Origin of the sequence: Burkholderia sp. Ac-20392 (genome assembly GCF_017104585.1) — a bacterium.
Taxonomy (GTDB): Bacteria; Pseudomonadota; Gammaproteobacteria; order Burkholderiales; family Burkholderiaceae; genus Burkholderia; species Burkholderia lata.
Window position 1 is genome coordinate 1 of the sequence record NZ_JAAGPB010000292.1, and the last position, 10,945, is coordinate 10,945.

General features: G+C 67.8%; 11 protein-coding genes. 7 read left to right on the top strand and 4 right to left on the bottom strand.

What is annotated here, in order from left to right; translation table 11 throughout:
- The 3 genes from G3N99_RS26150 to G3N99_RS26160 form a co-directional block, all read left to right on the top strand.
- Positions 1 to 590 (top strand): acyl-CoA dehydrogenase family protein (locus G3N99_RS26150; protein WP_277396443.1); only part of this gene is annotated, 590 nt, incomplete at its 5' end.
- Positions 590 to 1,741, top strand: coding sequence for an acetyl-CoA C-acetyltransferase (locus G3N99_RS26155; RefSeq protein ID WP_206123831.1), 1,152 nt, complete (start codon positions 590 to 592; stop codon positions 1,739 to 1,741). The genes G3N99_RS26150 and G3N99_RS26155, both read left to right, overlap by 1 nt.
- A gap of 28 nt (positions 1,742 to 1,769) precedes the next feature.
- A complete protein-coding gene (locus G3N99_RS26160) occupies positions 1,770 to 2,717 on the top strand; it encodes a c-type cytochrome (RefSeq protein ID WP_241011858.1) in 948 nt (315 codons plus the stop codon).
- A 61-nt stretch (positions 2,718 to 2,778) separates the two neighbouring features.
- On the opposite strand, the gene G3N99_RS26165 is transcribed toward G3N99_RS26160, so the two are convergent.
- The 3 genes from G3N99_RS26165 to G3N99_RS26175 all read right to left on the bottom strand — a co-directional run bounded on the left by G3N99_RS26165 (position 2,779) and on the right by G3N99_RS26175 (position 6,905).
- Positions 2,779 to 4,701, bottom strand: coding sequence for an SMP-30/gluconolactonase/LRE family protein (locus G3N99_RS26165; protein ID WP_206123832.1), 1,923 nt, complete (start codon positions 4,699 to 4,701; stop codon positions 2,779 to 2,781).
- Positions 4,702 to 5,179: 478 nt separating this feature from the next.
- Positions 5,180 to 5,611 (bottom strand): GFA family protein, encoded by a 432-nt coding sequence (locus G3N99_RS26170; RefSeq protein ID WP_206123833.1) that lies wholly within the window; start codon positions 5,609 to 5,611, stop codon positions 5,180 to 5,182.
- A 100-nt stretch (positions 5,612 to 5,711) separates the two neighbouring features.
- Complete coding sequence (locus tag G3N99_RS26175; protein WP_011354017.1) at positions 5,712 to 6,905, bottom strand: porin; 1,194 nt, start codon at positions 6,903 to 6,905, stop codon at positions 5,712 to 5,714.
- Positions 6,906 to 7,209: 304 nt separating this feature from the next.
- Between G3N99_RS26175 and G3N99_RS26180 the strand changes: the two genes are divergently transcribed.
- The 4 genes from G3N99_RS26180 (at position 7,210) to G3N99_RS26195 (ending at position 9,914) form a co-directional block, all read left to right on the top strand.
- Positions 7,210 to 7,845, top strand: coding sequence for a LysE family translocator (locus G3N99_RS26180; protein ID WP_206123834.1), 636 nt, complete (start codon positions 7,210 to 7,212; stop codon positions 7,843 to 7,845).
- 12 nt (positions 7,846 to 7,857) lie between these two features.
- Positions 7,858 to 8,391 carry a GNAT family protein gene (locus tag G3N99_RS26185; protein WP_206123835.1) on the top strand — a complete coding sequence of 178 codons (534 nt, stop codon included), beginning with the start codon at positions 7,858 to 7,860 and terminating at the stop codon, positions 8,389 to 8,391.
- A 114-nt stretch (positions 8,392 to 8,505) separates the two neighbouring features.
- Complete coding sequence (locus G3N99_RS26190) at positions 8,506 to 9,240, top strand: metallophosphoesterase family protein (RefSeq protein ID WP_174942236.1); 735 nt, start codon at positions 8,506 to 8,508, stop codon at positions 9,238 to 9,240.
- Positions 9,241 to 9,302: 62 nt separating this feature from the next.
- Positions 9,303 to 9,914: an alpha/beta fold hydrolase gene (locus G3N99_RS26195; protein WP_206123836.1), complete on the top strand. Its 612-nt coding sequence runs from the start codon at positions 9,303 to 9,305 to the stop codon at positions 9,912 to 9,914.
- 73 nt (positions 9,915 to 9,987) lie between these two features.
- Here G3N99_RS26195 and G3N99_RS26200 read toward each other — a convergent pair.
- Positions 9,988 to 10,945, bottom strand: a 958-nt coding sequence (locus G3N99_RS26200; protein WP_206123837.1) for an ATP-binding protein, incomplete at its 5' end; no start/stop codon positions are given.

The following is a 10,945-nucleotide window of genomic DNA, read 5'->3' on the forward strand; positions in this document are numbered from 1 at the left end:
CGGTCGACAGCGTCGACCCGTCGCGGCGGCTGTTCACGCTCGACTGGGAACCGTCGGCCGCCACCCGCATCGCGAGCGCGGACGAAGCCGCGCCGCTGCTGAACCGCGCGCTCGACCACGGCGCGTTCGCGGTCGCCGCGCAGTTGCTCGGCCTCACGCAGCGCGTGCTCGACGTCGCGATCGACTACAGCGCGCAGCGCAAGCAGTTCGGCAAGGCGATCGGCTCGTACCAGGCGCTCAAGCATCTGCTCGCCGATGTCGCGATCCGCTACGAGTTCGCGCGGCCGGTGGTCGCACGCGCCGCACAGGCGATCGCCGACGATCACCCGCAGCGCGCGGTGTTCGTGTCGCACGCGAAGCTCGCGGCGACGTCGGCCGCACAGCTCGCCGCACGCCACTCGATGCAGGTGCACGGCGCGATCGGCTACACGTGGGAGCTCGACCTGCAGATCTTCATGAAACGCATCTGGGCGCTCTCCGGCAGCTGGGGCGACAGCACATTCCACAAGGCCCGCGTGGCCGACGCGATCCTCGGCGACGCGTTGCCGATCGGCCCCGCGCAGACCTTCGACCTCGAGGAATTGAACTGATGAAACAAGCCTATATCGTCGACGCGCTGCGCACGCCGACCGGCCGCCGCAAGGGCGGGCTCGCACACGTGCATGCGGCGGACCTCGGCGGCTTCGTGCTGAAGACGCTGGTCGAGCGCAACGCGATTCCCGCCGATGAATACGACGACGTGGTGTTCGGCTGCGTCGACACGATCGGCCCGCTCGCGGGCAACATCGCGCGCACCTGCTGGCTCGCGGCCGGGCTGCCGCTGCAGGTGCCGGGCGTGACGGTCGACCGCCAGTGCGGTTCGTCGCAACAGGCCGTGCATTTCGCCGCGCAGGCGGTGATGAGCGGTGTCCAGGATGTGGTGGTGGCCGGCGGCGTGCAGACGATGACGCAGATCCCGATCTCGTCCGCGATGACCTGCGCGGCGCCGCTCGGCTTCAACGACCCGTTCTCGGGCAGCACCGGCTGGCGCGCGCGCTTCGGCGATGCGCCGGTGTCGCAGTTCGTCGCCGCGCAGCGGATCGCCGATCACTGGAACCTGTCGCGCGATGCGATGGAGCGCTATGCGCTCGAAAGCCACCGCCGTGCGGTTGCGGCGATCGAGGCCGGGCATTTCAAGCGGGAAATCGTGCCGCTCGAAGGGGTGATGCACGACGAGACGCCACGTCCTGACACGTCGCTCGAAAAGATGGCAACGCTCGAACCGCTGACGCCGGGCGGCTCGCTGACGGCTGCCGTCGCGAGCCAGACCTGCGATGCGGCCGCCGCGCTGCTGATCGTGTCGGAGGATGCGTTGAAGCGCTACGGCCTCACGCCGCGCGCACGCATTCACCACCTGAGCGTGCTCGGCGACGATCCGCTGTGGATGCTCACCGCGCCGATCCCCGCGACGAAGGCCGCGCTCGTGAAGGCCGGCCTCGACTGGTCGCAGATCGACGTCGTCGAGATGAACGAGGCGTTCGCATCGGTCGCGCAGGCGTGGCTCGCCGATACACGGTTCCCGCATGAGAAGACCAACCCGAACGGCGGCGGCATCGCACTCGGCCATCCGCTCGGCGCGACCGGCGCACGGCTGATGACGACGCTGCTGCACGAGCTGGAGCGCACGGGCGGCCGCTACGGGCTGCAGACGATGTGCGAAGGCGGCGGCCTCGCGAACGTCACGATCATCGAGCGCCTGTGAGCGCGCCATCTTTCACGATCCAAGAGGCATGAACATGGGAATCTGTAACGGACGCACCGTCATCATCACCGGCGCGGGCGGCGGGCTCGGGCGCGAATACGCGCTCGCGTTCGCGGCCGACCCGCAGGACGCACCGGCCGCCGCTTCCGCACCCGCGCCTGCCGCAACGGTGACGGCGACGGCCGCCAAACCCTTCGCGCCGCCCGCCGAATCCGCGATACCCGCCGACGAGTTCGGCAAGACCGTGAAGCTCGGCGAGCAGATCTTCCTGCACACGCCCGAGTTCGCGGGCAAGTACGTCGGCAACAAGCTGACCTGCGCGAGCTGCCACCTCGACGCGGGCCGCCGGCCCGATTCGAGCCCGATGTGGGCCGCGTACCTGCTGTATCCGGCGTACCGCAGCAAGAACGGCCACGTGAACACATTCGCCGAGCGCCTGCAGGGATGCTTCCGCTACAGCATGAACGGCAAGGCGCCGCCGGCCGGCGACCCGATCCTCGTCGCACTCGAGACCTATTCGTACTGGCTCGCGAAGGGCGCGCCGGTCGGCACGAAGCTGCCGGGGCAGGGATTCCTGAAACTGCCGCCGCCCGCGCAGAAGGCCGACTATGCGCGCGGCGCCGCCGTCTACACGCAGCACTGCGCGCTGTGCCACGGCGCGGACGGCCAGGGGCAGTCGAGCGGCGGCAAGGCGGTCTTCCCGGCGCTGTGGGGCGCGCGTTCGTTCAACTGGGGCGCAGGGATGGGCGACATCCGCAATGCGGCTGGCTTCATCAAGGCCAACATGCCGCTCGGGCTCGGCGGCACGCTGACCGATCAGGAGGCGTGGGACGTCGCGACCTTCATGGACAGCCACGAACGTCCGCAGGACCCGCGCTTCACGGGCTCGGTGCAGGACACGCGCGCGAAATTCCACGATTCGGCCGATTCGATGTACGGGCTCAGCGTGAACGGGCGCGTGCTCGGCGCGCCGTGATGCGAACGCCGTGCAGGCCATCCGGCCCGCACGGCTTGCGCTGCCCTCGCTGTCTGCGCGTTCACGGATGCCAGCGATACACGATCATGCTGGTGCCGTTGTAGTTGTCCTTCGTGATCACGTATTCGCCGGTCGAGCGCAGGTACGCGCGGATCCCGTACATCGAGTCGACGTCGTTGCCGACGTCCATCGCCGACGTGTTCGAGTTGGTCAGCGTCGTCACGAGCGCGCCCGTGTTGAGATCGAACACGTCGACGTTGGGCACGGTGTGCACGTAGCCGACGAACAGGTAGTGGCCGGCCGCCGCGATCGATTTCGGGTTCGCGCTGGTCAGGTTGATCACCGGGTTCGGCGCGGTCGTGTTGCCGTTCTTCCAGCCGTGATAGACCTCGATGTGCCCGTTCATCGCAGTCCAGTCCCAGTTGTTCGCGAGGCCCTGCGCGAGGATCATCGTGTCGCTGTCCGCCTGGTAGAGGATGCGCGTCGTCGGCGCCACGGTGCTCGGCACGGGCGTCGTCACCGGCTTGCCCCATGACGGCTTGCCGGTCGCATCGAAGCCCGTCATCGGGTAACGGGTAATCACGTTGGAGCCGTTCAGCCCGGCCCACACGTCGCCGTTGCCATCGATGTCGAAACCGGTCGTGACCTGCAGCGACGTGTTGAACGGCTTGCCCGGCAGCGAGCCGGCCGGATTCGCGATATAGCCGGTCGCCGGCGTGAAGTAATAGAAATTGAAGTTGCCGGGGTTCTGGCCCGACGCGACGAGAATCCGGTTGCCGCCGACCGTCACGAGCTGGCCGAAGTGCTGGCCGCGCTGGTAGTCGTTCATGTCGAGGCGCGGGTCCTTCGGATAGGTGAACGGGTCGACCGTGTTCGCGACGAACGTGCCGCCCGCCGAGCCCGTGTACACGTTGTTGCCGCTGTAGAAGAACGCGCCGTCGGTCGAGGGGTCGGGCGCGGCGATCGCCTCGAAGTTCAGCGCCTGCAGCTTCCATTGCAGCGCGCCCGTCGGGCTGTACGAATGCAGGTCGGTGCTGCCGTTGCGCCCGAGATCCCAGCCGCCGCCCCACGCGTTGTTGAGCACGTACAGGTTGCCGCCCGAATCCTTGCCGATGCCGACCACGCGCGTGAAGCGCTTGTCGCCGACCTGCCCCTTGATGCCCGAGGTCGTGTCGAGATAGCCGCCCTGCACGCCGAACGTGCCGATCTGCTGCGGCAACCCGGCGAGGCTGTAGATCTTGATGTTCATGTCCGGGCCCTGGTCGCCCACCAGCAACTGCCCCGTCGACGCATCGAAATACAGCGCCGACGGCCGCGCGCCGGCCGCCATCTGGATCGTGTTCATCAGCGTGCCGGTGGCGCTGTACTGCACGACCACGCCCGCGCTCATGCGCGCGACCCACAGGTTGCCGGCCGCGTCGAGCGCCAGCGCGCCGGGCCCGGTCACGCCGATGTCGCGCTGCAAGACACCGTCGGTCGTATAGACGCGCACACGGTTGCCGTAGAAATCGCTCGCGTACAGCAGGTTGCCGGCCGTCGCGAGGCCGGTGATCACGTCCGGGTTCGGGAGGCCCGTCCACGTGCTGACCGGGATGCGCAGGTCGCGCTGGTTCGTGCTGCGGTTGTAGCGGCCCACCGAGCCGCTGCCGAAGTTGCGGTTGTAGCCGAGCGAGACGAAGATCGACGTCGCGTTGCCGGTAATCGCGCCGCCCTGGAATTCGTCGTGGATGCCGATCGTGCCCATCGGCTGGCCGTTCTGGTAGAGCGCGACGCCGCCCGCGTTCTCGTCCCAGCGCGACGACGTGTAGATCACGCCCTCGGGCGCGACCCACATCGAGCGCGCTGCATTGCCCACGTGCTGGGCCAGCGTGCCGTACGTGTTCGCGAGCCAGTCGGTCGAGTATTGCACCTGCGCGTGACTCGCCGGCGCCAGCATTGCCATGCACATTCCCAGCAACGCCGCCCGAATTTGTTTCATTGACATGAATAATGCTCCCGAACGTTCAATTGTCGACACTGTAAATCGCGGCACATGAAATATTGGTGATTCCAGCTAAAGCGCATTCGCCGTCATCACGAATTATTCACTCCGTTCTTTTTGCCGTCCGGCGCTTTTCCGTCAACGATGGGCAAACCCGCTCACCGCGCCGAAACGGCTTGCCGGCCGCACGACTACGGTGCTTTTCCCCGGCATTTTCTTCCGGGTCGCTCAATGCGGATGCGTCATTTTTTCTGAAATGCCCGCATTGCCTTTTTCATTACCCGGAAATGGGCTCGATGATTACAAATCGAAATTGAAATGAAAGAGAAAAAATAATATCCGGCGTAATCGCGTCGTGCGATTCAGCGCAGCGGCATGCGGCATGCGGCGGGAGAAAGGGAGAAAGGGAGAGGAAAGCGGGATACGGCGGAGAACACCAAACGACCGCGCGCCGGCCATGCCGGCACGCGGCGGCGATCGTTCAGCTCGCGTCGTCGAGCGTCGGGCCGTCCCAGCCGTCGAGGAATTTCGGCAGCGCGTCGACGACGTCGATCACGCGGTGCCGGTAGAACAGGTGCATCGTCGGCTGCAGGTCGCCGGGCAACTGCCCGCCATGCGCACGCGCGGCCAGGCTGTTCGGCACGACGCGCATGCCGAGCCGGTTGGTGCCGAACACGATCTCGCCGCACGACGCGCAGTACGTGCGCGACATCGACTTCGCCGGATGCGGGAACGTCGCGCTAGCGCCTTCGACGGCCACCTGCTCGGGTGCCCACGCAGTCGCCGACAGCACCGGCGTGCCGTAGAAATCGCGGCAGGTCGCGCAATGGCAGTTCGCGCGCGCCGCCGGCTCGCCACGCAGCGTCACGGTGACGGTTCCGCACAGACAGCTCGCGGAATGCGTTCGGGTCATGTCGTCTCCTCCAGGAAAGGAGGCGACAGTATAGGAGCATGGGTGCAACGCTGCCGGCATCGGCTGCGGGCAACGTTGCGTCCGCAACGATATAGATGCGTCAGAACTTCTGGCGCAGGCCGAGGCTGACGATGGCCTGCGAGCGCGAATCCGACGAGTGGCCGTTCGCCTTGTCCGAGACGGACGCGGTTGCGGCCACCGGCCGGCCGAGCGCGTCGAGCGTCATGCCCGATGCGTGCTGGTACGCGCCGAGCAGGTACACGCTGGTGCGCTTCGACAGGTCGTAGACGGCGCCGAGCGTGACGTTGTGATACTGCGCGCGGTCGTCCACGCCGTCGACATCGCTGCCGCGCGTGTAACTGTAGCCCGCGAACAGTTGCGTCTGCGGGCGCACGTTCCAGCGCGTGAACACACCCGCGACGTTGAACGTCGCGTGGCCCGTGAACAGCGACTGGCCGCCGCTGCGGTACTGCACGTTGCTGTAGTTCACGCCGACGACGGCCGAACCGAAGTCGTAGGTCGCGCCCGTCGCGATGATCTGCTGCGATTGCGCGCTCGCGTAGCCTTCGTTGATCGACGAGTTGAACAGCCCGTCGTCGGTGCTCTGCCACTTGCCGGCCGTCGGGTCCGTCGCGCCCGTCTTGCTGTTGTCCGACCGTTCGTAGCCGACGCCGACGCGCAGCGGGCCCGCCGCATACGCCGCGCCGACGCTCCACGTGTTGCGCTGCTTCATGCTGCCCGGCTGGCTGCCGAAGCCGTACAGCGCGCCGAACGTGAAGCCCGAGTAGTTGGCGCTCGTGTACTTGATCGAGCTGTCGACACGCGCGGTCTGGTCGAGGTCGTCGATGTCGCCCGGGTGCGCGCCGAAGCCGCCGATGTACGACGACGGGCCGACCGGGCTCACGAAATCGTCGAGCGACGTGTACTGGCGGCCGAGCGTGACCGTGCCGTAGCGGTCGCTGCCGAGGCCGACGAACGCCTGGCGGCCGAACTGGCGGCCGCCCTGCCCCGACGTGCCGTTCGTGATGTCGAAGCCGTTCTCGAGGACGAACAGCGCGCGCATCCCGCCGCCGAGATCCTCGGAACCCTTGATGCCCCAGCGGCTGCCGGACAGGTTGCCGGTCGTGAGCCCGACGCTCGAATGGCCGGTGTACGCGCCCGCGGAGCCGACCCGTTCGTTGCTGCGATAGGTGACGCCCGCATCGACGATGCCGTACAGCGTGACGGAGCTTTGCGCGGCGGCGATGCCTGCGAGCGAGAGCAGCAGCGGGGCTGCGATCAGTTGCTTGTTCATGATTGTCGTGTCTCCGGGCGGTGAACCCGTTGTTCTGGCTGTCAGTTGCGAGTAGCGCGCGGGCGGCGAGATCGGCCGGCGGTGCGAGGCCGGCGCGTCCGCGCGCGACGACGCGGCGGGCATGCCCACTGCGGCCGCCATGGTAGATGGAACCGGTTCCGATCGAAAGCGGAATAATGAAAACAGTTTCTTGCCAAAATTGAGATAGTCGAGCGGACCGCCCTGTGCGCAGCGCGTCGCACCTGTACAGCCCGGGTGGGCGCAACCGATAATCGAACGCGCGCCATCCATCGGGAGTGCCTTCATGCATGAAACGACCCTGCTGATCTTCGCCGCCGTTGCGTTCGTCGGTATCGCGACACCCGGCCCGACCGTGCTGCTCGCGCTGACCAATGGCTCGCGCTACGGCGTGCGCCGTGCAGCCTACGGCTTCGCGGGCGCGATGCTGTCCGACTTCGTGCTGATCGTCGCGGTCGCGCTCGGCCTCGGCGCGCTGTTGATGGCGTCGGCGTTCTGGTTCTCGGTGGTGAAGTGGCTCGGCGCCGCGTATCTCGCGTACGTCGGGATCCGGCTGCTGATGTCGAAGGGGGCGCTCGACGTCGCCGTCGCGGATGGTGGCGCTGCGTCTTCCCGGCACAACGCGTCGATCTTCGCGAAGAGTTTCCTCACGGCGGTGACGAACCCGAAGGGCTATCTGTTCTTCTCCGCCTTCCTGCCGCAGTTCCTCGATCCGTCCGCGCCGCTCGCGCCGCAATACGTCGCGCTCGCGGTCACGTTCGCGCTGCTCGACGGGGTCGTGATGTTCGGTTACGCGTTGCTCGGCGCGCGCGCGGTGCGGCTGCTGAAGCGCGCGGGGGCGCTGTGGCTCGAACGCACCTGCGGCGCGATGCTGCTCGCGCTCGCCGGGTCGCTGGCGCTGTACCGGCGTCATGCGGCATAGGAGCCGATTCCGATGAAAATCGCTGCACCGCCCTCCTCCGGCTTTGCCGGCCTGTCACTCCGCCAGATCGAACGCGCCGACCTCGACGCGTGGTACGCGTACCTGACGAACCCCGACGTATTCCGCCACACGAGCTGGAACCTGCGCTCGCCCGACGATCTGCTGCCGCTGTTCGACACCATCGAATCGACGGACCCCGACTCGGTCCGGCGGCTCGCCGTGATCGACGACGCATCGGGCGCGCTTGCCGGAACGATCGGCCTGCATACGGTATCGACCGTGAACCGCTCGGCGGAGATCGCATACGATCTCGCGCCGTCGCACTGGGGGCGCGGGATCGCGAGCGCGCTGTGCGAGGCCGTCACCGAATGGGCGTTCGCTGAGGGCTTCGTGCGCATGCAGGCCGTCGTGCTGACCAGCAACGAAGGCTCCGCGCGCGTGCTGCAGAAGTGCGGCTATCGCTATGAAGGGCTGTTGCGCGCCTACAAGATGGTGCGCGGCACGCCGGGCGATTTCGCGATGTACGCGCGCCTCGCGACCGACTGACGCGCGACCCGCGGCTTCACGTACCACCGCTCACAGCTTCTTCGCCTACGCACGCCGTTGGACGGCCTGTGCCGAATTGGCGACAATCGCCGTTCCCCTTCTCGACGATCCGCCATGAAAATCGCCGCGCTGTCCGACATCCACGGCAACCTCGCCGCACTCGACGCGGTGCTCGACGACGTCCGCCGCCGCGGCGCCGACGTGATCGTCAATCTCGGCGACATCCTGTCCGGCGCGCTCCATCCGCCCGAAACGGCCGACCGCCTGATCGCGCTCGACCTGCCGACCATCAAGGGCAATCACGAACGGCAACTGCTCACCGGCGATCGCGAATCGATGCGGCTGTCGGATCGCTGGGCGCACGACACGCTGCGCGCCGATCATCTCGACTGGATCGCCGCGCTGCCCGAGCGCATGACGCTCGGCGACGACGTGCTGATGGTGCACGGCACGCCCGACAGCGACCTCGTCTATTTCCTCGAAACGGTCACGCCCGACGGCTGCCGCGCGGCCACGCCCGATGAAATCGCACAGCGCGCGGGCGACGAACCGGCGTCGCTGATCCTGTGCGGCCACACGCATATCCCGCGGACGGCCAGGCTCGACGACGGCCGGCTGATCGTCAACCCGGGCAGCGTCGGGCTGCAGGCGTACACGGACGACCTGCCGCATCCGCATCGCATCGAGACGGGCTCGCCGCATGCGCGCTATGCGATGGTGTCGCGCACGGCGGCCGGCTGGAACGTCGAATTCCATGCGGTCGAATACGACTGGCACACGGCGGCCGCCACCGCCGCATCGCGCGGGCGCGACGACTGGACCGTCGCATTGCGCACCGGCCGGTGCTGACGCGCGCGGCTCACCCCGCTCACCCTTCCGCTTCACTTCATTCACCGGGAAATCGAACCGCCATGCCCGCTCCGTCGCAACTGATCTTCCTGCCCGGCGCATCGGGCAGCACCGCCTTCTGGCAACCGCTGGCCAATCTGCTGAAGCATCCGGCCGAGCGCCGGATCATCGGCTATCCGGGCTTCGGCGACACACCGCGCGATCCGGCCGTCGACGATTTCGACAGTCTCGTGCGTCATGTTCTGGAAACGATCGACCGGCCGACCGCCGTGATCGCGCAATCGATGGGGGGCGTGATCGCGATGCGCGCCGCGCTCGACAAGCCCGAACTGATCACGCACCTCGTGCTGACGGTCACGTCCGGCGGACTCGACATGGCTGGGCTCGGTGCGCAGGACTGGCGCACCGGTTTCGCGGAAGCCAACCCGCAGCTTCCCGACTGGTTCCTGACGTTCCGGGCGGACCTGTCGCGGGATATCGGCCGCATCGCGCAGCCGACACTCCTGCTGTGGGGCGACAACGATCCGATCAGCCCCATCGCGGCCGGCCGGCGCCTGCTCGAACGGCTGCCCGATGCGCGGCTGCATGTCCTGCATGGCGGCCGGCACGATCTCGCGGCCGTGCATGCGGAGACGCTCGCACCGCTCGTCGACGCGCATCTGCAACGCGCGTGACGTTGCAAACCGCAGCCTTAACGTCAACGTCGGTTTCAGCACCAACCTGAAACCGCGCCGCTGATGCACCCCATCACCCCGCATTCCTCAACGTGAGCCGCGCCTCGAGCCCGCCACCGTCCGTCCGATTGTTCAGCGTGAGCGTGCCGCCCATTGCGAGCGCGAGCTGCCGCGCGATCGCGAGGCCGAGCCCCGTGCCGCCCGTCTCGCGGTTGCGCGACGTCTCCACGCGCCGGAACGGCTCGAACACCGCGTCGAGCTGATCGTCCGGAATGCCGGGCCCGCGGTCGAGCACGGCGATCACCGCGCCGCCGTCCGGCGCGGCATGCACGTCGATCTCGGCCGCCCCCGCGAACTTCAGCGCGTTGTCGACGAGGTTGCCGACGATGCGCCGCAGCGCCTTCGGCCGCGTGACGAGCGCGAGCGGCGCGCGGCTGTGCAGCACAACGTCCTGTCCCGCATCGGTGTAGTCGCACACGATGCTGTCGAGCAGCGCATCGAGATCGATGCGGCGTGCGGCCTCCTCGGTGCCGTGCAGCGTCCGCGCGTACGCGACGCCCTCCTTCACCAGATGCTCCATCTCGAGCAGATCCTGGCGCAGCTTCGCGCCCTGCGCGTCGTCGTCCATCATGTCGGCGCGCAAGCGCATCCGCGTGATCGGCGTCTGCAGGTCGTGCGAAATCGATGCGAGGATCTGCATGCGCTCGGCCATGTATTGCGCGATGCGATCCTGCATCGCGTTGAACGCCCGGGCGGCGCGCGCGACTTCCGACGGCCCGCCCTCGTTCAGCCGCTCGCCCTTCAGGTCGGGGCCGAGTGCATCGGCGGCCTGCGCGAGCTGCTTGAGCGGCCGCGTCGCGAGCCGCACCGCGAGCCAGCAGCATGCGGCCAGCACCGCGAGCTGCAGCACGAGCACGACCGGCAGCCAGCCCGACAGCGGCACCGTCGACATCGGATGAATGTCGATCGTCAGCGGCGACCCGTCGGTCAGACGCAGATGCACCTGCAGGTGTTCGCGGTCGCCGGGGATC

What these genes read in the sequence shown, in the direction of transcription:
- G3N99_RS26155 (WP_206123831.1), top strand. Translation starts at nt 590, where the DNA reads ATGAAACAAGCCTATATCGTCGACGCGCTGCGCACGCCGACCGGCCGC.
- G3N99_RS26160 (WP_241011858.1), top strand. Translation starts at nt 1,770, where the DNA reads ATGAACATGGGAATCTGTAACGGACGCACCGTCATCATCACCGGCGCG.
- G3N99_RS26165 (WP_206123832.1), bottom strand. Translation starts at nt 4,701, where the DNA reads ATGTCAATGAAACAAATTCGGGCGGCGTTGCTGGGAATGTGCATGGCA.
- G3N99_RS26170 (WP_206123833.1), bottom strand. Translation starts at nt 5,611, where the DNA reads ATGACCCGAACGCATTCCGCGAGCTGTCTGTGCGGAACCGTCACCGTG.
- G3N99_RS26175 (WP_011354017.1), bottom strand. Translation starts at nt 6,905, where the DNA reads ATGAACAAGCAACTGATCGCAGCCCCGCTGCTGCTCTCGCTCGCAGGC.
- G3N99_RS26180 (WP_206123834.1), top strand. Translation starts at nt 7,210, where the DNA reads ATGCATGAAACGACCCTGCTGATCTTCGCCGCCGTTGCGTTCGTCGGT.
- G3N99_RS26185 (WP_206123835.1), top strand. Translation starts at nt 7,858, where the DNA reads ATGAAAATCGCTGCACCGCCCTCCTCCGGCTTTGCCGGCCTGTCACTC.
- G3N99_RS26190 (WP_174942236.1), top strand. Translation starts at nt 8,506, where the DNA reads ATGAAAATCGCCGCGCTGTCCGACATCCACGGCAACCTCGCCGCACTC.
- G3N99_RS26195 (WP_206123836.1), top strand. Translation starts at nt 9,303, where the DNA reads ATGCCCGCTCCGTCGCAACTGATCTTCCTGCCCGGCGCATCGGGCAGC.